A 22,428-nucleotide genomic window follows, 5' to 3' on the forward strand; every position below is an offset into this window, starting at 1 on the left:
ACTATTGTCCGCAAATATTCTGCAGCCGGACCCAATCGCGGTCCGGCAGTACCTGTTCAAGTGTCCGTCCTGCCATCGGGTCGGCTTCGATCAGGCTCAGAACCGTTTCTCCGGTAATATCATGCGCGTAAGCGTATGGGGTTGAGGGCAGGGCGGCTTGCGCGAAGACTGCTAGCAGCGCATCGTCGGTGATCACAGGGCGCGGTTCTGACAGCACTTCCTCGGTGTAGGTGTCTATGATCTCGGGCGTCAGCCCGCCTGTGGTTAGCAACCGGAATGCCGCGGCGGGGCCGGTTCGGTCCAACAACTCATCCAACGGATCCTGCTGCGCTGCGCGTGCCCGCGCTGCAATCACGTAGCCTGCTGCGACGGCGGGATCCTCGTGATCCTCGACCAATGCCCGGTTCAACAGGACCGTCCCACCCGGAAGGCTGAGGCTGTCCGACAAGCCTGCTGGCAGGATCACGATCTGTCGTACACCTGTTCGGCGGGCCAACTGGTCCAGCGAGGCTTGCGCGTCCGGCGAGGCGCAGGCCTTGCCCGAGACGCGTTCGATCCGGTGCAGGATCGTATCGCCGATCTCCTGCCGCTTGATCTCGGGCACAACGGCGACCACATGGCGCTGTAGCGCACCGGGCAGCCAGAACAGCAGCAGTGCAGTAACCGCCAGCACCACGCCTGCCACACTGAGCCAGCGCAGCCGACCGGGATGTGGTCGGGCACGATCAATGGCGCGTTGCAGGCGATCAATGGCCTCGATCATGGTGGTCTCGGTCTCAGGCAGCTCCAGCGTTTCGCCCGGATCGCCATCGGGATTGAAAATCGCCGGATAGGCACCGGGGTTTTGACGTTCCAATGCAGCCAGCGACCAGTGGGTCAGAGCCCGGTCATTGAAATCCGAGATTGTCAAAGTTGCTTCCCCAATGGACACAACAACCTCACGCCGTTGCTCATCGGGCGTAGGGCGCCACAGACCGGTAGCTTCGATCCGCTGGTACTGTTTGAGTGCCGTCATCGGGTAATGCTGCTCGAGTAATATTTTCCTCTGAGTCTAGCATGTTGAAAACCAACGGCGCAAACCTGTTGCGCATGGTTCCGAAAATATGCTGACTGTGCCGGACCGGGCAGGCGAATTTGAGGCTAGGGTGGAGGCACGGGTGGAACAAGACAGATCCTCGGTACTGGCATCGCTTCTGATGGTCTGCTCGATGATGATCATCGGGGTTATCGACAATTTTGTGATTCGTCTGGCAGAGACCATTGGGCTTTGGCAGTTTCACCTGAGCCGCGCCCTGTTGATGCTGCCTTTGATCGGTTGCCTGTCTCTGCTGGGGCTGGGCAGCCTCAGGCCACAGCGATACGGTATCGTGGCTTTGCGCAGCATTCTGATTACTGTGGCAATGCTATTTTATTTTAGTGCACTTGCTTTGATGCCAATTGCACAGGCGCTTGCAGGTTTGTTCACATCGCCGATCTTTGTGCTGCTCATTTCTGCCCTGGTCCTGAAGCAAAACATCGGCCCGTGGAGGATTACCGCAGTCCTGCTGGGCTTTGCAGGCATCCTTTGTGTGTTGCAACCCGATCCGAATGCTTTTGATTTCAAAACGCTGCTTCCGGTCGCCGGTGGATTCTTCTATGCCCTGAGCGCGGTCGTGACACGGACGCATTGTTCGAACGAGAGCACGGTCGCTCTGCTGGCCGCGATGGTGGTGACACTCGGTCTGGCTGGCGGCGTAGGTTTGGTATGGCTGGCGTTGTTCCCGCTTGAGGCCACGCCGGGCCCAGATGGCTTTGCAATGCGCGGCTGGGTTTGGCCAATATACGAAGCAGCCCCCTGGCTCGCGATACAAGCCGTCTGCTCGACGATCGCGGTGTTCATGCTGATCAAGGCCTATCAGTTGGGCGAGCCGTCATATGTCGCGGTATTCGAATACTCGGTCATGATCTTCGGCCCGCTGTTCGCGTGGGTGGCCTTTGGGCAGTCGGTTGGCCCCATGCAGATTCTGGGTATCGGTATGATCGCCACGACCGGAGTGTTACTGGGCTGGAGAGAGCGTCAGCTGCTGTTAAGGCAATCTCAGGCAAGCTGATCGGCAATCCGGATTCGGGTCTGGCTGTCTGCTTTCGTTTCCTCAAACTGCCTAAATCTACTTTCGTGCGTGGGTTTGTTCATGGAATCCCGGTGAAAAACGCCGAAATTAGGCCAAATTAGCCATAAATATGGCGAAACTAAGATGCTTTGAGGCACAAAGATCTCACCCTTCTGAATTTGTTTGAAGGTGCCAAAAGGGGGGAAGGCACGTGTTAGAAGTAGTGAGTGTTTCGGGGTATTCGAAACAAGAAGACAGAGGCCGAGAGGCCTTTTCGGGGAAAGCCGTGTCAGTACGTCGTGGGGGCCTGCTGCACGGAACCAAGGTGGCAACGACCAGTGGCTGGAAGCTGGTTGAAACGCTGGTTGCGGGTGATCTGGTGCGCACATTGGATCATGGCTTTCGCGAGCTCAGGCGCATTTGCGTCGACCGCATCGTTGTCCCCGGCGATGAGAGACGGGCCGAGCATCTGCCAGTGCTCGTTCCGTCCCGCGCCGCCTATAACGGGCGGCCTGTCTGGCTGATGCCTGAACAGGGCATGGCGTTGGATCAGGGCAAGCTGGGGCTGGGGATAGAGGGCATCTCAATCGTGCCTGCACGTATGCTCAGCGGGGTGGGGCGGTTGCAGTCGCAAACACCGGCCCAGACCTTTGATGTAACGTCATTATTTTTCGATCAGGATGAGGTTGTCTTTATCGAAGGTGGTTTTCAGGCTTATTGCCCATCGGGACGCATGGTCGCCTCTGCGGGGATATCAAACGCCTATGAAGTCGCTGACGCCGAAGATGCCGAACTGCTGGTCGAAGCGGTTGCAACCAAGGGCGATATATCCGCCTTTGCAAACCCGTTGGGTGCGCTGCCTGCACCCATCCCGCAAGAACCAATATTCCCGATCCGGCCTCCCCTGGGGATACGCCGACCGGGGCGTCCGGGTCGGCCAAATGTGCCGCCCCTGTTTCTGCGGCCTGAATGGCAGACCTAACTTAACACTTCAAAAGAAAGATGCAGGCGCATGACCTCATGCGCCTGCATCACCTTGTTTAGGCGGCCTGAGCCTCGGGGTTGAAGCGGCCATAGAAGCTCTGACCTTTTTCCGCCATCTCGCGCAGCAGAGGCGGACAGGCGAAACGCTCGCCATAGGCCTCGGCCAGCTGGTCGCAGCGTTCGGCGGCGTAAGGCGTGCCGATGATGTCCAGCCAGCTGAGTGGACCACCGGACCACGGCGCAAAGCCCCAACCCAGAATAGCGCCTACGTCGCCTTCGCGGATGTCTTCCAGAACACCTTCTTCCAGCGCACGGACCGCTTCCAGAACTTGCGCGAACATCAGACGTTCCTGCACTTCGATCAAGTCGGGCTGCGTCTCGGCCAAGGGGTACTTGTCTTGCAGGCCCTTCCAGTATTCGACGCGCTTGCCCTTGTCGTCATAGTCAAAGAAACCTGCGTTGGCCTTGCGGCCCAGACGACCCTGTTCTTCCATCCAGAAGATCAGATCGTCTGACGGGCTTTCAGGATATGCATTGCCCATCGCCGCCTTGGTCGCGCGTGCGATCTTGGCACCCAGATCAATTGAGGTTTCATCCGTCAACTGAATGGGCCCCACCGGGAAGCCCAGTTGACGCGCGGCATTGTCGATCAGGATGGGGCTGACGCCCTCGGTGATCATGCGCGCACCTTCGTTGATATACGGTATGATGCAGCGGTTGGCGTAGAAGAAGCGGGCATCGTTGACCACGATCGGCGTCTTTCTGATCTGGCGCACATAGTCCAGAGCCTTGGCGACCGCGCGATCACCGGTTTCCTTGCCCTTGATGATCTCGACCAGGAACATCTTTTCGACCGGTGAGAAGAAGTGGATGCCGACGAACTGATCCGGACGAACACTCGCCTTCGCCAAGTCAGAGATCGGCAGGGTCGAGGTGTTCGAGGCAAAGATGCAATCCTCGGGGATGATCGCCTCGACCTTTTGGGTCATCTCGGCCTTGACGCCGGGATCTTCGAACACCGCCTCGATGATCAGGTCGCAGCCTTTCAGATGCTCCAGATCAGGGGTCGCTGTGATGCGGGCCAGCAGGGCTTCTTTCTTCTCAGCCGTCGCTTTGCCGCGTTTGATGCCCTTGTCCATATAGCTTTCGCTATAGGCCTTGCCCTTGTCGGCGGCCTCCTGATCGCGGTCGATCAGCACGACCTCCATCCCGGCCTGTGCCGAGACCAGAGCGATACCGGCCCCCATCATGCCCGCGCCCAGAACGCCGATCTTCTTGACCCGCTGATCGGGCACATCCTTGGGCCGCACCGCGCCTTTCTCCAACGCTTCCTTGTTCAGGAACAGCGACCGGATCATCGCCGAAGACGAAGGGTTCATCAGCACATTGGTAAACCAGCGCGCCTCGATCTTCAGGGCGGTGTCGAAATCGACCAGCGCGCCTTCGTAGATCGAACTCAGCAGAGCTTTAGCTGCCGGGAAGGCGCCTTGGGTCTTGCCGTTTACCATAGCGTTTGCGCCGACGAAGGTCATGAAGCCAGCGGGATGGTAGGGCGCACCGCCGGGCATTTTGTAGCCCTTCGCGTCCCACGGTTTGACCAGATCGGCATCCTTGGCGTTCAGAACCCATTCTTTCGCCGCTGCGACCGGATCATCTGCAACCGCGTCGATCAGTTGTGCGCCTTTGGCTTTTTTCGGATCCATCATCTTGCCTTCCAGCAAGACGGGGGCTGCCGCCATCGCGCCGACCATACGGCTGAAACGCATGGTGCCGCCGCCGCCGGGGAAGATACCCAGCAGAATCTCGGGTAGGCCGATCTTGGCCTTTGGATTTGAAGTCATGACGCGGTGATGACAGGCCAACGCGATCTCGGTTCCGATCCCGGCGCATGTGCCGTTGATCGCGCACGCGACCGGTTTGCCGCCTTTTTTCGACTTGGGGTCCATGCCCGCCAGCTCCAGCCGACGCAGGATGTTGTGACCGCTCATGACGAAATCGAACAGAGCCTGCGCGGGTTCGTCACCAGCTTCCTGGCGGATCGTGGCCAGTGTGCTGAGGTCCATGCCGCCCGCAAACGAGCCTTCCTTGCCGCTGGTGATGACGATGCCTTTGATCTCATCATCCGCCAGCGCTTGATCGATCAGTTCGCCGACCAGAGCGAACGCCTCGCGCGACAGAACGTTCATGGATTTGCCCGGAACGTCCCAGGTGATGAAGGCGACGCCGTCTGCGTCTTTGCTGAGGGTGAAATCAGTCATTGTCATCTCCAATCTGGTCAGCCGTCAGCGGGCTGCCGTCTTTCCGGGTGAAGGAGAATCCGTTCTCATCATCCTTCACCATCATGTCTATGTCGCTGTAATAGCCGGTCTCGGTCGGGGTCCGTGTGCCCACCACCAGAAAGGTCGCGGGCGCATCGGTCTTGTTCACAAGGTGATGGCCATTGGCCTCACCCGCGGGCCAGGCGGCACAGTCACCGGGCAGCATCTCATGCTCGCCATCATCGTCGATCAGCACGCATTGGCCGCTGAGCATGATGGCGAACTCGTCCTGTTCCATGTGGTAATGGCGCAGCGAGGACAGGGCCCCGGGTTCAAGCCGCACGATGTTGACTCCGTATTGGGTCAGACCTCCAGCATCTCCGACGCCTTGATTGAAACGGCCTCCGACCGCTTCGGCCAGTTTGCCGGGATAGGAGGAACCACCCCGAAACGGGATTTGGGAAAGGTCAAGCTTGGGCATCAGACACGCTCGATTATGGTTGCCGCACCCATGCCTGACGCAATGCAGAGCGTAGCCAAACCGGTTTCCTTGTCCTGACGTTCCAGCTCATCCAGCAGGGTGCCGATGATCATCGCACCGGTTGCACCCAGCGGGTGGCCCATCGCGATGGAGCCGCCGTTCACGTTGACCAACGCAGGGTCCACATCGAACGCCTGCTGGAAACGCAGCACGACCGATGCGAAGGCTTCGTTCACTTCGAACAGGTCCAGATCGCTGATCTTCATGCCGTTGTCGGCAAGGATCTTCTCGGTCACCGGAACTGGGCCGGTTAGCATGATTGTCGGGTCGGTGCCGATCTTGGCGGTCGCCTTGATGCGGGCGCGCGGCTTGAGGCCGTATTTCTCACCGAATTCCTTGTTGCCGATCAGAACAGCGGCAGAGCCGTCCACGATGCCCGAGCTGTTGCCTGCGTGGTGGATGTGGTTGATCCGCTCCAGATGCGGGTATTTCAGCATCGCGACTTTGTCGAAGCCGGGCATCTGCTCACCCATCATCTGGAAAGATGGGTTCAACGCGCCGAGGCTCTGCATGTCGGTGCCGGGGCGCATGTATTCGTCACGGTCCAGAATGGTCAGGCCGTTCTGGTCCTTGATGGTGATCACCGACTTTTCAAACCGGTTATCTTCCCAAGCCGCAGCTGCGCGTTTCTGAGATTCAACGGCCAGCGCATCGGCGTCGTCGCGGCTGAAACCATACTCGGTGGCGATAATGTCAGCCGAGATGCCTTGTGGTACGAAGTAGGTATCCATTGCCAGCGTCGGATCTACGGCAATCGCGGCACCATCGCTGCCCATGGCCACGCGGCCCATCATTTCAACGCCGCCCGCGATATAGGCTTCGCCTGCGCCGCCTTTGACTTGGTTCGCGGCCAGGTTCACGGCTTCCATTCCGCTCGCGCAGAACCGGTTGATCGCCAGACCGGGGATCGATTGGTCGAGGTCAGAAGCCAAAACCGCCGAGCGTGCCAGACAGCCGCCTTGCTCCATCACCTGCGTGACGTTGCCCCAGATCACATCCTCAACGGCGTGACCTTCCAGGTTGTTGCGCTCTTTCATCGCGTTCAGGGTCAGGGCGGACAGGCGCACCGAGGTTACCTCGTGCAGGCTGCCATCCTTGCGGCCCTTGCCGCGCGGAGTGCGCAGGGCGTCATAGATATAGGCTTCGGTCATGGGGTCTTCTCCTTAAGCTCGATCCGACGGGTTGCCGGGCATCAGGTCGTAGGGGTGTTTCCAGCCGGGCTGTTCGCTGAGGCGCGTCAGCCAGGCGTCGATGTTGGGCCAGTCGGCACGGTCAAAGCCGAATGGTTCGGGGTAGTAGAGGTAGCCGCAGCAGCTGAGATCGGCGTTGGTCACGCCGTCCCCAACGATCCAGTCGCGGCCCTCAAGGTGGGTATTCAGAACATCATAGGCCGCTTTCAGGCGGCCTTGGTTGAAGGCAATCACATCCGCATTGCGGTGTTCTTCGGGCAGGAAGTTGCACAAGAATCGGGTCATCCCCGCGTTTGAGCTGAGCTTGTGATTGTCCCACAGCACCCAGCGCAGGATGTCGTAGTTTTCTTCCCGTGTCTTACCGCCGAACTTACCCGACTTCTCGGTGACATAAGCCTGAATGGCGCCAGATTGGGAGGTCTTGAAATCACCATCGATCAGGAAAGGCGCTTCGCCCATCACGTTGACGTCCGAGCGGAACTCGGGGCTGCGGGTGACGCCCTTGAAGAAATCCACGAAGACTGGCTCCCAATCAAGTCCCGACATTTCGAGCGCCAGAGCAGCTTTGTACGAATTGCCGCTTTCACCGAAGCAGTGCAGTTTAATAGTCATGCGATCGCCCCTCCCGTGGCGCATTGTGCATTGTCCGCCCAAGCTTACCGGCCTTGGTGCCTAGCGCTTGCGTGCCTCCAACTCGGAATTGAAGAGGCGCAACCGATGGATCAGGTTGTCCTCATCAATGACGCTGTTGAAGTTCTCGAACAGAAAAGACAGCGCTTCGCCTTCATCCAACCCTGCCTCGCGGGCGAAGCCGCGGAGTTTGCGATAGCCGTCCTCGGTCATGGCGACGGGAAATCGGCGGGTCAGGCGAAAGCGTTTTGGCATCTTGTCTCCTCCGGGATTGGGCTCGGGCAATATCGCCCGAACCCAGACTGAGATCAGAAGTTCGCCGCGTCCAGTGCCATCACCGTGTCTGCGCCGGTCTGAATGCGGGCCAGATGCATCGCTGTCGCGGGCAGGCGGCGCGCCATGTAGAAACGGCCAGTGGTGATCTTGGTCTCGTAGAACTCTTTGTCCGAGGCCCCATCGTCCAGCGCTTCTTGTGCGGCTTTTGCCATCTGCGCCCACATCAGGCCCAGGCAAACATGGCCGAACATGTGCATGAAGTCATAGGACCCGGACAGAGCGTTGTTCGGGTTCTTCATGCCTTCTTGCATGAAGTACATGCCAGCTGCTTGCAGGTCTTTCGACGCAGCTTTCAGCGGTTCGATGAAGGCTTTGTCATACGCTTCGTTCTGGCCCGCGTTTTCCTTGCAGAAGGATTTGACCATTTCGAAGAACGCCATGACGTGCTTGCCGCCATCCTGCGCCAGCTTGCGGCCGACAAGGTCCAGCGCCTGAACACCGTTTGCACCTTCGTAGATCATCGCGATACGAGCATCGCGTGTGTATTGCGACATACCCCACTCTTCGATGTAGCCATGGCCGCCGTAGACCTGCTGCGCCTGAACGGTCATGTCGTAACCTTCGTCCGTCAGGAAGCCCTTGATGACCGGTGTCAGCAGCGAGATCAGCCCGTCTGCGTCTTTGTCACCCGAGCGGTGCGCCTTGTCGATCATGGTCGCACCCCACAAGATGAACGCGCGTGCGCCCTCGGTGAAGCTTTTCTGATCCATCAGGTTGCGGCGGATATCCGGGTGAACGATCAGCGGGTCGGCGGGGCCATCCGGGTTCTTCACACCTGTTACGTCGCGGCCCTGTAGGCGATCCTTGGCGTATTCAACAGCGTTCTGATACGCAGCTTCGGCCTGTGACAGGCCTTGCATGCCGACACCCAGACGCGCTTCGTTCATCATGGTGAACATGGCGCGCATGCCTTTGTGCTCGTCGCCCAGCAGCCAGCCGGTTGCCTCGTCATAGTTCATGACGCAGGTTGAGTTGCCGTGGATGCCCATCTTCTCTTCGATCTTGCCGACCGAAACACCGTTACGCTCACCCGGGGTGCCGTCTTCGTTCACGATGAACTTGGGTACGATGAACAGCGACACGCCCTTGATGCCTTCGGGGCCACCTGGGATTTTCGCCAGCACCAAGTGGATGATGTTGTCGGCCATGTCGTGATCGCCAGCCGAGATGAAGATCTTCTGGCCCGAGATTTTGTAGCTGCCGTCGCCCTGCGGTTCAGCCTTGGTGCGCATCAGGCCCAGATCGGTGCCACAATGCGGCTCGGTCAGGTTCATAGTGCCGGTCCATTCACAGCTGACCATGTTGGGCAGGTAAGTGTTCTTCTGCTCGTCGGTGCCGTGCGCCAGGATCGCCGAGGCCGCGCCGTGGGTCAGGCCCTGATACATGGTGAAGGCCTGATTGGAGCCCGAGAACATCTCACCCACTGCAGTACCGATCACGTAGGGCATGTTCTGGCCGCCATACTCTTCCGGCATGTCGAGGCCAGTCCAGCCGCCTTCCTTCATCTGCTCGAAGGCGTCTTTGAACCCGGTAGGGGTGTACACAATCCCGTTTTCCAACCGGCACCCTTCGGTGTCGCCGACGACGTTCAGCGGGTGCAGTACATTGGTGGCCACTTTGCCAGCCTCTTCCAGAACCGCGCCGGTAAACTCGGCCTCCAGTTCGTCATAGCCGGGGATGTCCGACTGCGAGACTTTCAGAACGTCGTGCAGGATGAACTGCATATCTTTGGTTGGCGCGTTGTAGACGGGCATGTGAAGCTCCCTTAATTCATATGTCCGGAGGCGGGTTTATTCGGCCGCCTTCTTTTCCTGTTTCATCGAGGCGATAACCTTTTCGCCCCAGCGCAACTGCTCTTTCAGTTCGTCGATGGCCTGTGTCAGCTCTTCGCGACGCGATTCCATGTCGGCCAGACGCTCGCACGCGATTTCATAGGTGCGGGACATCTGGGTCAGCTGCTGGTCACCCACGTGATACAGGTCCAGAAGCTGGCGGATTTCTTCGAGGCTGAAGCCAAAGCGCTTGCCGCGCAGGATCAGTTTCAGGCGCGCACGGTCCCGTTTGGTGAACAGGCGTTTTTGGCCTTCGCGGATCGGAAACAAAAGTTCTTTGGCCTCGTAGAACCGCAAAGTGCGGGGCGTGACATCATAGGTCTCGCACATTTCGCGGATGGTCAGTAGATCTTCGGTCATGGTTCAAACTCTCATCACTGGCGTCATGCATTCTGAGTTGCGCAGTCGATGGGCGTTTTACAACACACAAGTGACGTTTACGTAATGCGGACGCTGCGTCACAAAAAGGTTGACGTAACATCCGGTCGCGTAAACGCAGATTTCGGCAATTATCTTGCCGTAAGGGAAGGGGCTATTTCAGTAGTTCTACGGTCTGATCGCGCAACTGTTTCAGCGCATCCATCGCCTCATCCAGTTGCGCGCGTTGCTGACGCAGCTCTTCCATCTGCCGATCCGCCATCTCGATAAAGGTAGCCATCTGCGCCTGATTGCCCTGATCTTCATAGATCAGCAGCCACTGACGAATCTCTTCCAAAGGAAATCCAAACTTGCGACCACGCATGATCAGTTTCATCCGGGCACATTCACGAGGACCATAAAATCGCGATCTGCCTTCGCGGTCAGGTTGCAGCAATTCAATGTATTCGTAATAGCGCAGGGTGCGCGGGGTCACGTCGAACTCGGCGCACATTTCTTTGAATGACAAACGGGTGTCGGACATTCCGGGTCTCCTTGGCTGCAACCTAGGGCGTCGTTGCCGTAAGCGCAACAGGCGGGCTTGCCCTTGGCGCAAACGCAGGCCCATAAAGGGTCAACACAAGGACAGGACCGAACCCCATGGTCGACAAGACAGTTTTAGCGCGCCAGTTCATCGAGGCGATCCCGCACGCCAAGGCCCTTGGGCTTGATCTGACCCATATCGGAGAAGGTGAGGCCGAAATCTCGATGCCTTATAACGAGCAACTGATCGGCGACCCGCGGACCGGCGTGATCCATGGCGGGGCTGTGTCGGCCATGCTGGATACCTGTTGCGGTGCCGCAGTGATGAGCCACCCCTCGGCCCCCGGCGGGACGGCGACCATCGATTTGCGCATCGACTACATGCGGGCCGCAACACCGGGGCAAAATATCCGAACCCGCGCCACCTGCTACCACATCACACGCAACGTCGCCTTTGTCCGGGCAACGGCGACGGATGACGATAACGAACGCCCCGTTGCAACCGCCTCGGGTGCCTTCACCGTGGAGGGGCGCTGAGATGGCACGACCTCGTCCCGAACCCGTACAGGTGGTCAAACAACGCCGCGATGCCGCTTTGACGGCGCTGGTTGAGGGAGTGCCGTATATCCGGTTCCTCAACATCACCTTTGATCGGCGCGGCGATGAACTGACAGGTGTGCTGAATTTCGATGAAAAGCTGATCGGCAATCCCTTTCTGCCCGCCATCCATGGCGGCGTGACCGCGGCCTTTCTGGAAGTCACCGCCGTGATAACGCTGAGTTGGGAGCATATGTTTCCTAGGATCGAAAGCGGTGAAATCGGTGCAGAGGATATTCTGACCGACGAAAACATCCGCTTTCCCAAAACCATAGATTTCACCGTCGATTATCTGCGCTCGGGCCTGCCGCGAGACGCCTATGCGCGTGCGTTCATCAACCGCTCGGGGCGGCGCTATGCCTCGGTCCGGGTTGAGGCCTGGCAGGACAACCATGCCAAGCTGTTTGCACAAGGCACAGGGCATTTCCTGATGCCACAGCCTTCGACAAAGGCATAAGCGTGGAGGACGCGACCGCGCCCATCACCCATCGGCGCGTTCTGAAGATTGCGTTGCCGATCGTGCTGTCGAATGCGACAGTGCCGATCCTCGGGGCGGTCGATACAGGCGTTGTTGGCCAGATGGGGCAGGCGGCTCCGATCGGGGCGGTCGGTATGGGCGCGGTGATCCTGTCCACCATCTACTGGATTTTCGGGTTCCTGCGCATGGGCACCACAGGGCTGGCCGCGCAAGCGCGCGGGGCCGGAGATACTGCCGAAACCGGAGCGTTGCTGATGCGCGGCCTGTTGCTGGGCGGCACGGCAGGCCTGTTCTTCATTGCAACTCAGGTCTGGGTGTTTCTTGGGGCCTTTGCATTGTCCCCCGCCAGCGCCGAGGTCGAGGCGCTGACCCGTGCCTATCTTGAAATCCGCATCTGGGGTGCGCCCGCCACGATTGCCCTTTACGCGGTAACTGGCTGGCTGATCGCGGTCGAGCGGACACGCGGAGTGTTCCTCCTGCAGATCTGGATGAACGGGCTGAACATCGTCCTTGATCTGTGGTTCGTGCTTGGCCTCGGTTGGGGCGTCGAGGGCGTCGCCATTGCAACCCTGATCGCGGAATGGACGGGCCTCGCGCTGGGTTTGTGGCTGTGTGGTGAGGCATTTGGCGGCAAGCAGTGGCGGGACTGGCCGCGCATTTTTGACGCCAGCCGCTTGCGGCGGATGATGCAGGTGAATGGCGATATCATGGTGCGCTCGGTTCTACTGACCGGAGCCTTCACAACGTTTCTGTTCGTTGGCTCAGATCTTGGGGATGTAAATCTGGCGGCCAACCAAGTGCTGCTGCAGTTTCTGGAAATCACTGCCTTTGCGTTGGACGGTTTTGCTTTCTCCGCCGAGGCGCTGGTCGGGGGGGCCGTCGGTGCGCGGGATCGCCTCCGGGTCAGGCGCGCCTCGGTCATGGCCTCGCAATGGGGCGTTGGCGGAGCTGTTGCGCTGGGGTTGGTGTTCTATCTGGCAGGGCCTGCACTGATTGACCTGATGTCGACCTCGCCCGAAGTGCGGAGCGCCGCGCGCGAGTTCCTGTTCTGGGCTGCGCTCGCCCCTGTGATCGGGGTAGCAAGCTGGATGTTCGACGGCATCTATATCGGTGCCACATGGACTCGCGACATGCGCAACGCAATGATCCAGTCAGTCGCGCTTTACGTGGTGGCGTTGTTTGTACTCGTGCCGACGATGGGCAATCACGGGCTCTGGGCCGCGCTGATGATTTTGAACATCGCACGCGGCATCACGCTTGGATGGCGCTATCCCAGACTAGAGGCACAGATCGCCTAGAGCAGGTCCAACAGGTTTTCGGGCGGACGTCCGATCGCTGCTTTGTCACCCGCGATGGCCAGAGGGCGCTCAATCAGGATCGGGTGGTTGGCCATGGCCTGGATCAGCGCCTCATCGGGTGAGGTTCTGGTCAGGCCCAGCTCTTTAAATGCCTTCTCACCGGTCCGCATCATGTTGATCGCCGGAACACCCAGTTTCGACAGAACCGCCCGGATTTCATCGGCCGAGGGCGCATCTTCAAGATACTTACGCACCTCAGGCTGGGCGCCGTTTTCCTGCAGCAACGCCAATCCGGCGCGCGATTTGGAACATCGTGGATTGTGCCAATATTCTATCATAGCCAGTCCTCTCGTTTGCTGCCCACGGCCTGCGCGACCGAAGTGAACCCGTCGCGTGCCAGCAATGCGTCCAGACCTTCCGGGATATCAGAGGCCAGAGAGATGCCGCCATAGACCATCGCGGTGTAGAACTGCACCGCAGAAGCTCCTGAGCAGATTTTGGCATAGGCTTGCTCGGGTGTACCGATGCCGCCAACCCCGATCAGAGGGATTTCTCCGTTGGTCAACTGGCTAAGCTGCGCCAGCACGCGGGTTGATTTCTCGAACAAGGGCGCGCCGGATAAACCTCCTGCCTGATCCCTGTGCGCGCTGCGCAACCCGTCGCGCGACAGTGTGGTGTTGGTGGCAATCACCGCGTCTACACCGGTTTCTCGGGCGACATCGGCAATGTCCTGCAACTCGACCTCGGTCAGGTCCGGCGCGATCTTCAGGAAGATCGGGATCGGACGGAGCAAGGCATCGCGCGTTTCGATTACACCGCTCAGCAAAGCGCTCAACGCCGCTTTGCCCTGCAGATCCCTCAGCTTCTCGGTGTTGGGCGATGACACGTTGACGGTGGCAAAATCCAGATGCGCCGCGCAATGGGCGAGTACCTTGGCAAAGTCTCCGGGACGATCGTCACTGTCTTTGTTCGCACCGAGGTTCAATCCGATCACTGCGTTCTTGGGACGGCGAGCCAGACGCTCGGCCATGACTTCCATCCCGTCGTTGTTGAAGCCAAAGCGGTTGATGGCTGCACGATCTTCTGACAGGCGGAACAGGCGTGGTTTCGGGTTGCCGGGCTGGGGCCGCGGGGTCACTGCTCCCACTTCGATAAACCCGAAACCGGCATGCGAGAGCGGCTCCAGCGCCTCACCGTTCTTGTCGAACCCTGCGGCCAGACCGACCGGATTCGGCAATTCCAGACCTGCGACTTGGGTTTTCAGCCTGTCTGATGTGACAGGCCCAGGTGTTGGCGCAAGCCCCGACGTCAGGGCCTTGATCGAAAGCCCATGTGCGGTTTCTGGGTCAAGGCGATGCAGGGCTGCCAGCCCCAGTTTCTCGGTCAGTTTCATCCGAAGGAAGCTCCACCTTCTGTTGGCGCGCAGCGGATCAGGCGCGAGGTTTCAACAGCGGCCTGCCGGTGTATCACCGCAGCGCGATAGATGGGGTCCGTCACCATTTCCAGAAACGCGTGGGCGGTGGGATAGCGGGCGAGGAATACTTCGTCCCACGCCTCATCCTTCGGTCCGATCAGGGTTGTCTGAAACGCACCGCGCCAGAGTATCGAAGCACCAATGCGTGCAATGATGGGCGCGGTCTCGGACCCATAGTTGCGATAGGCCTGTGCGCCGGTCAGGCCGGCGTTGGCCAGCGGGTGATCGGATGGGTAATCTGCCGTTTCACGGAATTTCACCAGATTGAGCATCTCGATCGGATGGTCCCGGTCGAGGTTCTTGAAGGCGTCGAATTGTTCGCGCTCGGGGTCGATGAAGCGGGTCATACCATCTCCTCCGGAAACTGATGAGCCGTTCCATCGAAGGGCAGGTCACGCGACCAGATCACGTCGGACAGGCGAATCTGACGGTAGAGATGGGGAAACAGCGCGCCGCCACGCGAAACCTCCCACTTCAGATCATCGCCCATTGCGTCCGCATCACAAGCCAGAAGGGTCAGGCCTTCGACACCGGCAAAGTGCTTGGTTGCCGTCTTAGCCGCCTGCGCGGCGGTCGAGAAATGGACGAACCCATCCGTCACATCAATCGGTGCGCCATCCGAGGCTCCTTGTGCCTGCAAGGTCGCCCATTCATCAGCGCGGAAAATCTTGTAAATCAGCATGAGGTCCTGATGCCTCGCGTGACGGGCAGAATCAAGCCGGATTTCCCCCTTTGACTCTCTTGGCTTCGCGGCGCACGATCTATGCAATCACTAATAGGGAGTTTCAGATGTTTACCCGATTTCTTGCATCGGCTGCAGTGCTCGGCCTGACCGCAGGTATGGCGGCGGCTGAATATAAGCTGACCATTCTGCACACCAACGACATTCACAGTCGCATCGAATCCATCAACAAGTATGATTCCACTTGCGACGCGGAAGGCGAAGCCGAGGGGAAGTGCTTTGGCGGCGTTGCGCGCCTTAAAACGATGGTGGATGGCAAACGCGATGAGCTTGCAGGCCAGAATGTGCTGCTGCTCGACGCAGGCGACCCGTTCCAGGGTTCGCTGTTCTACACCACCTACAAAGGTGCTGCTGAGGCCGAGTTTATGGAAGCCATCGGTTATGATGTGATGGCCGTTGGAAACCACGAATTCGACGACGGCCCCGCAGGCTTGGCGGCTTTCATTGATACGGTCAGTTTCCCCGTGATCTCGGGCAACTTGGACCTGTCATCGTCGACTGAGTTGAAAGGCAAGGTGGATAACCACGTTGTTTTGGATGTTGGTGGCCAAAAAATAGGCATCATTTCAGCACTGGCTACAGATACGGTCGAAACCTCCAGCCCGGGCAAAGATGTCGTTTTCCAGGATGAGATCGACAGCCTTTCGGCCGATGTCGCAGCGCTGCAGGACGAGGGTGTGAACATCATCATTGCCCTCAACCACGTTGGTCTGGCCAAAGATATCGAGATCGCAGAGAAAGTACCGGGTCTGGATCTGGTGGTTGGCGGGCACTCGCACACGTTGCTGTCGAACACGGATGAGGACGCAGCAGGCGCTTATCCGACGATGGTCGGCGATGTCCCGGTTGTTCAGGCCTATGCCTATTCGAAGTATCTGGGCGAAATCACGCTGACCTTTGACGACGACGGCAACCTGATTTCGGCAGAAGGTGAGCCGATCCTGCTGGATGCCTCGGTCACCCCGGACGCAGATATCGCGGCGCGTGTCGCGGAGATGGGTGCCCCCATTGAAGAGATGAAGCAGCGCGTCGTGGCCAATTCTGCCGCTGCGATCGAGGGCTCTCGCGATATCTGCCGCGTGCAGGAATGTGAGATGGGCAATCTGGTTGCGGACGCGATGCTCGCGCGTGTGGCGGATCAGGGTGCACAGATTGCGATTGCAAATGCGGGCGGCCTGCGTGCCTCGATCGACGAAGGCGAGGTGACCATGGGCGAGGTGCTGACGGTTCTGCCGTTCCAGAACACGCTCTCGACCTTCGAGATCAGCGGCCAGGGTGTCATTGACGCGTTGGAAAACGGTGTGAGCCAGGTTGAAGAGGTCAAAGGCCGCTTCCCTCAGGTGGCGGGCATGTCCTTCACGTGGGACCCCTCGGTCGCTCCGAATGAGGGTCGCATAACCGAAGTCATGGTTGCCAAGGACGGTGGCTTTGAACCGATTGATCCGGCTGCGACCTATCTGGTGGTGACCAACAACTATGTCCGCAATGGTGGGGACGGATATTCCGTGTTCTCGGGCGACGACAAGAACGCCTATGATTTCGGACCCGATCTGGCGGATGTTACCGCTGAGTATCTGGCTGAGAATGCGCCTTACCAGCCTTATGTGGATGGACGCATCAAACAGAAATAATCTGTTTCCCCAGAAAACAGAGGCCGCCTGAATCGGCGGCCTTTGTCGTTTAGCTGAACTCGTATTCCGGCCAGAGATCGGGGGCGAACCCGTCCAGCATCGGTTGAATGTGTTCTGCAACCTCGCGCCATCCCCCGATGGAACTGGTCGAGATTTTCTTGCGCACTTGATCAGCGCTGGCCGTGCGGACCTGCTTCTCGCTTTCTTCGGGATGCATCATCCGCTCATCCCATTCGATGTCACAGAACGCGGCGACCTTTTGGCTGTTGGTATGGGGGTCAGACACAAGCTCTTCATACGAGATGGTGAGGATACGATCCCCGAATACCTTGTCCCAATGCGCCATGTACCGCCGGTAGAGATTGGCGGAATGTGCGATTGCCTCAAAGTTTGACGCATAGCGCATGCCCGGAGCTGGGAAACGCCTGATCCATTTTGACAGCCCCACATCTCTGGGGTCGCGCAATATATTGATCACGCGGGCATTGGGAAACGCGGATAGCAGGAAGCCAACGCGCTGATAGTTATGTGGCATCTTGTCGACAAATGCAGCAGGCTCACGCGGGAGCGGCGGCATCAGTCGGAGATACTCCCGGGCAAACTCCGCTGCCGCATCTGCATCAAATGGTTTCTGGTCTTCAACGAATGGCCGAGAAAGGTCGATGGCTAACGTGAGCTCACCGCAGCCGACAACACCCGGAGACGTGCTGAGCATCACTTCCATCAACGTTGTGCCGGACCTGGGCTGACCGACCACGAAGATCGGCTTGGGCGTGTCAGAATCCTCGGCGGCCGCTACGGCCTCACGGTTCGGAAAGACTTCGCAGGTATTCTGATATTTGTTTTCTTCATGGGCAGAGCGATATCGGTCCGCTTCGTGCTGTATCTGATTGGCTCGTGCGAACTGCGATAGGGCTGCAGGCAAACCTTCGCTGCGCCTGATGACCTGAGCCTTGGCAAATTCAAGCATCGAATCGTCGTGGTCACTTTTCGCGATGGCAAAGTCGATGCTTTCGGAAAGGCGCACGGCCTCTTCTTTTGTGACTGATCTGGACAGTTGATAAAGTGCCGGGGCGCATAGAGGGTTGGCCTCGAACACCGTCTGAACAATGGTAGTCGCGGCTTCTGTCGCTCCACAGCGGTATAGGTCATCCGCTTTTCCAAGTGCGATTTCTTCATTGCGCGGTTCCAGCTCATAGGCTCGCGAAATGTCGTTGGAGCATTGATCGACAAAACCGATATGCCCATAGGCACGGGCGCGAGCTGACAACAGACCGGCATTGTCTGGATCTTTCTCCAACCGTTGCGTGGCGTGCTCAACGATCGACCGCCAGTTCTGGCCTTTCAGCTGAATTTCGTCGATGACGCGGTTCAATTCCTTGTTGTTTGGAAATTGCTTAAGCTTTTTTTCGGCATAGAGCAGCGCGCGCAGCGTCTGGCCTGTTTGCATCAGTGCGTTTGCCAGATTTTCGACGAACTGCGGATCGTCGGGCTTTTTCCGCGAGGCCTCTGCAAAATGTGGGATGGCTTGGGCATATCGCTTCATTTCGGTCAAAACGAAACCCGCAATTGCGTGATAGGCTGGGTCTTTGGGGAATTTCTTGATCCCCAACTGCGCCTTCTTCAGGGCTTGTGGCAGCTTGCCCGCTTCAATATCGCTCAGCGCTTTGCTCTTGAGGGTTTTTACATTTTGTTGTGCCATCTGAGCGCGCCTGCCCTGTGTCATTACGAAACCAGTTCTACTGGTTCATTATCGATGCATGGTCGGTTTGCAATATCCCTTCCACAGACATGCAATCGGCTCGCCGTCTTTCCTTTCGCCCATGCTCAGGCTAGACCACTGACATGGCGTTGAATTTCTCTGATCTGCCGCAGCTTTACGACCATGCGTTCGACGACATTATCGACGTACGCAGTCCGGCGGAATTTGCCGAGGATCATTTGCCCGGTGCCATCAACCTGCCGGTTCTCGACAATGAAGAACGTGCTCAGGTCGGCACGATCTATGTGCAGCAAAGCCCGTTTCTGGCGCGCAAGCTTGGTGCTGCGCTGGTCTTTCGAAATGCCGCAGCGCATGTTGAAAACAGCCTGAGCCACCACGAAGGCGACTGGCGGCCTCTGGTCTATTGCTGGCGCGGCGGACAGCGTTCGGGCTCGTTTACCTGGATGCTGCAACAGATCGGCTGGCGAGCTGAGGTGGTCGAAGGTGGCTATCGCACCTATCGCCGGTTAGTGAAACGGTATCTCTACGACGATCCATTGCCGCACCAATTTGTGGCGCTGGATGGCTATACCGGCACCGCCAAAACCGAACTTCTGGCGCATCTGCAGGCCCGGGGTGTGCAGGTGCTGGACCTCGAAGGGTTGGCCAATCATCGGGGTTCTCTGCTCGGTGAAATGCCGGGTGGCCAGCCTGGCCAGAAGGCTTTCGAATCCGCGTTGGCTGCGGCCTTGTGCAAGCTGGATGCAAGCCGGCCTGTGGTGGTTGAGGCAGAATCGTCCAAGATCGGTACTCTGATTCTGCCACCCTCAGTCTGGGCGGCGTTGCTTGCCGCGCCTCGGGTTCAGGTTACTGCTTCCATCGTGGCCCGGACCGCGTATTTGGTTCGCGCTTATGACGACATCCTGTCTGATACTGAGCGATTGCGGGATCGCCTTTCACCCTTGCGTTTTCATCGTGGTCACGAAGTCGTCGATGGGTGGATGGCCCTGATCAATGCAGACGACAAGCCGGGGCTGACCCGGGCTTTGATGGAGCAGCACTATGACCCGGCTTATGCCAAATCCCGCCGGACTCGGTCGGCTGATCTTCTTGCCGAGGTCGAAGCTCCGACACTGGATGACAAGGGCCTTTCGGCTACGGCTGAAAGGATCGCGGTGATGCTGGATCAGCTTTGAAGTCGTAACCCGCATTCCCGATCCAAGCGCCCGATGATCACTGCCGGATAGCCTGCGGCTTTCAAATCAGAGCAAAGGCATTCAGCCTGATCGGCTGGGACGGTCGCCAGAAGGCCCCCGGCGGTTTGCGGGTCATACAGCAGATCGGCTTTACCACCGCTGGGCAGATCCGGAGTGATCATGCGATTGTCGGGATAGAGGGTCGAACGGGCGCCTCGTTCGCTCAGCTGCAGCGCACCCTGCATCACCGGGATCGCGTCGAGATACAACGTCGCCCCGCAGCCGGATGCCTCGCACATGCCGTGCAAATGGCCGGCCAGACCAAAGCCGGTGATATCTGTCATCGCATGTGCATTACGCAACAAGCGCGAGGCATCCCCTTGCGGCTGGACCATTTGTGCGAAGGCTGCAGCGACCCAAGCACCATCGGCCTGACCGGCCATTTCGGCGGCCATCAGAACACCGCTGCCGAGAGGTTTGGTCAGAATCATCGCGTCGCCGGGCTTCGCGCCGTTCAGGGTGATCGGATCGGCGTCACACAGGCCGGTCAAAGTGAACCCGATGGTCATCTCATCACCCATCGAGCTGTGGCCGCCGACGATCTCGGCCCCGGCTTCGCGCATAACCTCGGTGGCGGTTGTCATGATTTCGGCCATCGTCCGCTGTTGCAGCTCTGCCGACATGCGGGGCAGGATGATCGTTGCGGTTGTGGCCTGTGGTTGCGCGCCCATAGCCCATATGTCGCCAAGCGCATGGACGGCGGCAATCCGGGTCATCAGCGCGGGGTCTTCGGTGAAGCTGCGCAGATGGTCCGAAGTCATGACCTGCCGCGCACCGCCCGTGGTGATCAACGCTGCGTCGTCACCGGGCAGAGGGGCTATGTCTGGCCGATCAGGCGCTGGCAGGTTCTGAAGCACGGTTTGCAATGCGCCGCGTCCCACCTTGGCTCCACAGCCACCGCACATAGGTTTTTCACCTAAGGCTTCTTGCATTCCCGCGGTATGAAGCCGAGGCAGGGCGGAGGGCTGCATCTGTGGCAAATCACGGAAACGGTTCATAAAACTCTGATCGATGTGGTTTTTCCATTTCCACATCAGCGGGCCGCTGAATGAGGTGCCCAAACGCTCGGCCAGTGCCGACTTGCCGCCCAGTGAGATCAGCTTCAGATAATCTTTCTGCGGCGTGTACTTGCGCATCCGACCAGCGCCCAGGGCCGCCCTGAGATTGTCAAACAGCACCGGCGCCTCGCGCACGGCGTAAACCCCGGCTTTGGGGCGCGGGTTGTCAGAGAGGTGCGCGCAATCGCCAGCGGCGAAGATCACCGGATCGCTGGACTGCAGATAGCCGTTGACGCGAATGTAACCTTCGTGAAGGTCCAGACCGCTCTCGGCCATCCATTCATAGGGCCGCGCACCAGCGGCCCCGGTTATGAAATCAGCGGGTATTTCCCGGCCATCGGTTAGCTCGACCTGTCCAGCTGATATCTGCTTGATTGCGCTGTGCTCCAGAACCTCGATACCCAGTTGCGCCATCGCTTGTCGGATCGTCGCAGCAGCTTTCGGGACCGTTGCGGTCAGGGCGGTGGCATTGTCGATCAGTGTCACCTGCGCGATGCGTCCTTTGCTGCGTAGCGCATGCGCCATGGCCATTACGAGTTCGACACCCGCGACCCCTCCGCCAATCACTGCGACCGATGCAGGGCCGGAGCCTGCCAGATACGCGGCCCATTGCGCAGCGAACGGCCCCAGCGGTTTGGCCGGAACCGCGTGTTCCGCAAAACCGGGCAGGGCGGGCATGTCGGATGTGATCCCCACATTCACCGATGCGACGTCAAAGGCGACCGGCGCGCGCCCGGGCACGTGAACTTTCTGCATGACGGGATCAATACCGTTGACCGCGCCCAGAATGACACGCGCACCAGCGAAACGCGCGAGCCTGACCAGATCGATATCCAATTCCCCACGCTCATAGTGACCGGCGACAAAGCCGGGCAGCATCCCGGAGTAGGGCGCGGTGGGGCCAGGATTGATCACCGTGACCCGCGCGCCGGGCAGCGGGTTCATGCCCCATTTTCGCAGCAGCAGCGCATGCGTGTGGCCTCCGCCTATCAGAACCAGATCGCGGGTCAGGGGCAGCGGAGGTGTGTGCATGGGTCTCAGTTCGTGCTGTGGTCAGGGACGTCCTCGACCTGTTCGACCGCGTGGGTGGCCCAAAGCTCATCCTCGCCCGCGTCCGGCAGATCGCTGGGCTTTTCATGACGATGAATGTGCCATTTGGCAATGAACAGCGCCGTGATCGGAGCAGTCAGGAACAAGAACAGCGTGATCAGAAGCTCGTGCATGGACAGCTTGCCCTCAAGCAGAACCGAATGCGCGATCGAGGCCAGCAGGACGCCGCCGACACCCAACGTCGTTGCCTTGGTGGGGGCGTGCAGACGGGACATGGGGTCTTTCAGCTTGATCATGCCGAAGGAGCCGACAAAGCCGAAAATACCCGAAATGACCAGAAAGAAGGTGATGAGCAGTTCGTAGAAAAATGTCATACTGCCC

The 22,428-nt window shown here is 59.0% G+C and carries 23 protein-coding genes; 7 read left to right on the top strand and 16 right to left on the bottom strand.

What is annotated here, in order from left to right:
* Window position 1: 1 nt before the first annotated feature.
* Window positions 2-1,015, bottom strand: coding sequence for a hypothetical protein (locus tag ACR0NF_RS01420; RefSeq protein WP_480469297.1), 1,014 nt, complete (start codon window positions 1,013-1,015; stop codon window positions 2-4).
* Window positions 1,016-1,157: 142 nt separating this feature from the next.
* On the opposite strand from ACR0NF_RS01420, the gene ACR0NF_RS01425 reads away from it, so the two are divergent.
* Both ACR0NF_RS01425 and ACR0NF_RS01430 read left to right on the top strand, forming a co-directional pair.
* Entirely contained in the window at window positions 1,158-2,090 is a 933-nt protein-coding gene (locus ACR0NF_RS01425; protein WP_480469298.1) for a DMT family transporter, read from the top strand.
* Window positions 2,091-2,376: 286 nt separating this feature from the next.
* Window positions 2,377-3,072, top strand: a complete 696-nt coding sequence (locus ACR0NF_RS01430) for a Hint domain-containing protein (protein WP_480469299.1) — start codon at window positions 2,377-2,379, stop codon at window positions 3,070-3,072.
* A gap of 58 nt (window positions 3,073-3,130) precedes the next feature.
* On the opposite strand, the gene ACR0NF_RS01435 is transcribed toward ACR0NF_RS01430, so the two are convergent.
* The 8 genes from ACR0NF_RS01435 to ACR0NF_RS01470 all read right to left on the bottom strand — a co-directional run bounded on the left by ACR0NF_RS01435 (window position 3,131) and on the right by ACR0NF_RS01470 (window position 10,762).
* Window positions 3,131-5,332, bottom strand: coding sequence for a 3-hydroxyacyl-CoA dehydrogenase NAD-binding domain-containing protein (locus ACR0NF_RS01435; RefSeq protein WP_480777648.1), 2,202 nt, complete (start codon window positions 5,330-5,332; stop codon window positions 3,131-3,133).
* Window positions 5,325-5,813, bottom strand: coding sequence for a cupin domain-containing protein (locus ACR0NF_RS01440; RefSeq protein ID WP_480666675.1), 489 nt, complete (start codon window positions 5,811-5,813; stop codon window positions 5,325-5,327). The genes ACR0NF_RS01435 and ACR0NF_RS01440 overlap by 8 nt, the downstream gene beginning before the upstream one ends.
* Window positions 5,813-7,024, bottom strand: a complete 1,212-nt coding sequence (locus ACR0NF_RS01445) for an acetyl-CoA C-acetyltransferase (protein WP_480469302.1) — start codon at window positions 7,022-7,024, stop codon at window positions 5,813-5,815. Before ACR0NF_RS01445 ends, ACR0NF_RS01440 begins: the two co-directional genes overlap by 1 nt.
* A gap of 12 nt (window positions 7,025-7,036) precedes the next feature.
* Entirely contained in the window at window positions 7,037-7,675 is a 639-nt protein-coding gene (locus ACR0NF_RS01450) for a glutathione S-transferase family protein (RefSeq protein WP_480657213.1), read from the bottom strand.
* 60 nt (window positions 7,676-7,735) lie between these two features.
* Window positions 7,736-7,948 (bottom strand): hypothetical protein, encoded by a 213-nt coding sequence (locus ACR0NF_RS01455; protein WP_480657214.1) that lies wholly within the window; start codon window positions 7,946-7,948, stop codon window positions 7,736-7,738.
* A gap of 53 nt (window positions 7,949-8,001) precedes the next feature.
* Entirely contained in the window at window positions 8,002-9,783 is a 1,782-nt protein-coding gene (locus ACR0NF_RS01460) for an acyl-CoA dehydrogenase C-terminal domain-containing protein (RefSeq protein ID WP_480777649.1), read from the bottom strand.
* A 36-nt stretch (window positions 9,784-9,819) separates the two neighbouring features.
* On the bottom strand, window positions 9,820-10,221 hold the full coding sequence (locus ACR0NF_RS01465; RefSeq protein ID WP_039536426.1) for a MerR family transcriptional regulator: 402 nt from the start codon (window positions 10,219-10,221) through the stop codon (window positions 9,820-9,822).
* 172 nt (window positions 10,222-10,393) lie between these two features.
* Entirely contained in the window at window positions 10,394-10,762 is a 369-nt protein-coding gene (locus tag ACR0NF_RS01470; RefSeq protein ID WP_480469305.1) for a MerR family transcriptional regulator, read from the bottom strand.
* Window positions 10,763-10,878: 116 nt separating this feature from the next.
* On the opposite strand from ACR0NF_RS01470, the gene ACR0NF_RS01475 reads away from it, so the two are divergent.
* The 3 genes from ACR0NF_RS01475 to ACR0NF_RS01485 are packed head-to-tail and all read left to right on the top strand — an operon-like array spanning window position 10,879 to window position 13,134.
* Window positions 10,879-11,298 (top strand): PaaI family thioesterase, encoded by a 420-nt coding sequence (locus ACR0NF_RS01475; protein WP_480469306.1) that lies wholly within the window; start codon window positions 10,879-10,881, stop codon window positions 11,296-11,298.
* 1 nt (window position 11,299) lies between these two features.
* Window positions 11,300-11,815, top strand: a complete 516-nt coding sequence (locus tag ACR0NF_RS01480) for a PaaI family thioesterase (protein ID WP_480469307.1) — start codon at window positions 11,300-11,302, stop codon at window positions 11,813-11,815.
* 2 nt (window positions 11,816-11,817) lie between these two features.
* A complete protein-coding gene (locus ACR0NF_RS01485; protein ID WP_480777650.1) occupies window positions 11,818-13,134 on the top strand; it encodes an MATE family efflux transporter in 1,317 nt (438 codons plus the stop codon).
* On the opposite strand, the gene arsC is transcribed toward ACR0NF_RS01485, so the two are convergent.
* From arsC to ACR0NF_RS01505, 4 genes are read right to left on the bottom strand one after another with little or no spacing between them, the layout of a single operon-like run.
* A complete protein-coding gene (gene arsC, locus ACR0NF_RS01490) occupies window positions 13,131-13,472 on the bottom strand; it encodes an arsenate reductase (glutaredoxin) (protein ID WP_480777651.1) in 342 nt (113 codons plus the stop codon). The two genes, ACR0NF_RS01485 and arsC, sit on opposite strands and share 4 nt — an antisense overlap.
* Window positions 13,469-14,527 carry a quinone-dependent dihydroorotate dehydrogenase gene (locus ACR0NF_RS01495; RefSeq protein ID WP_480777652.1) on the bottom strand — a complete coding sequence of 353 codons (1,059 nt, stop codon included), beginning with the start codon at window positions 14,525-14,527 and terminating at the stop codon, window positions 13,469-13,471. The genes arsC and ACR0NF_RS01495 overlap by 4 nt, the downstream gene beginning before the upstream one ends.
* Window positions 14,524-14,955 carry a DUF1330 domain-containing protein gene (locus ACR0NF_RS01500; protein WP_480777653.1) on the bottom strand — a complete coding sequence of 144 codons (432 nt, stop codon included), beginning with the start codon at window positions 14,953-14,955 and terminating at the stop codon, window positions 14,524-14,526. Before ACR0NF_RS01500 ends, ACR0NF_RS01495 begins: the two co-directional genes overlap by 4 nt.
* The gene (locus ACR0NF_RS01505) at window positions 14,952-15,290 is read right to left on the bottom strand and encodes a DUF952 domain-containing protein (RefSeq protein WP_480777654.1); all 339 of its coding nucleotides are present in this window, start codon (window positions 15,288-15,290) and stop codon (window positions 14,952-14,954) included. The genes ACR0NF_RS01500 and ACR0NF_RS01505 overlap by 4 nt, the downstream gene beginning before the upstream one ends.
* 107 nt (window positions 15,291-15,397) lie before the next feature.
* Between ACR0NF_RS01505 and ACR0NF_RS01510 the strand changes: the two genes are divergently transcribed.
* The gene (locus ACR0NF_RS01510) at window positions 15,398-16,981 is read left to right on the top strand and encodes a bifunctional metallophosphatase/5'-nucleotidase (protein WP_480777655.1); all 1,584 of its coding nucleotides are present in this window, start codon (window positions 15,398-15,400) and stop codon (window positions 16,979-16,981) included.
* A 49-nt stretch (window positions 16,982-17,030) separates the two neighbouring features.
* On the opposite strand, the gene ACR0NF_RS01515 is transcribed toward ACR0NF_RS01510, so the two are convergent.
* Window positions 17,031-18,683: a tetratricopeptide repeat-containing sulfotransferase family protein gene (locus tag ACR0NF_RS01515; RefSeq protein ID WP_480777656.1), complete on the bottom strand. Its 1,653-nt coding sequence runs from the start codon at window positions 18,681-18,683 to the stop codon at window positions 17,031-17,033.
* A 143-nt stretch (window positions 18,684-18,826) separates the two neighbouring features.
* Between ACR0NF_RS01515 and mnmH the strand changes: the two genes are divergently transcribed.
* Window positions 18,827-19,879 carry a tRNA 2-selenouridine(34) synthase MnmH gene (gene mnmH, locus ACR0NF_RS01520; RefSeq protein WP_480469315.1) on the top strand — a complete coding sequence of 351 codons (1,053 nt, stop codon included), beginning with the start codon at window positions 18,827-18,829 and terminating at the stop codon, window positions 19,877-19,879.
* Here the strand turns inward: mnmH and selD are convergent.
* Window positions 19,870-22,029: a selenide, water dikinase SelD gene (gene selD, locus ACR0NF_RS01525; RefSeq protein WP_480777657.1), complete on the bottom strand. Its 2,160-nt coding sequence runs from the start codon at window positions 22,027-22,029 to the stop codon at window positions 19,870-19,872. The two genes, mnmH and selD, sit on opposite strands and share 10 nt — an antisense overlap.
* A 5-nt stretch (window positions 22,030-22,034) precedes the next feature.
* The gene (locus ACR0NF_RS01530; RefSeq protein WP_480469317.1) at window positions 22,035-22,421 is read right to left on the bottom strand and encodes a Na+/H+ antiporter subunit G; all 387 of its coding nucleotides are present in this window, start codon (window positions 22,419-22,421) and stop codon (window positions 22,035-22,037) included.
* Between the last annotated feature and the right edge of the window lie 7 nt (window positions 22,422-22,428).

The sequence above is a fragment of the Ruegeria sp. CF4 genome (genome assembly GCF_056537345.1).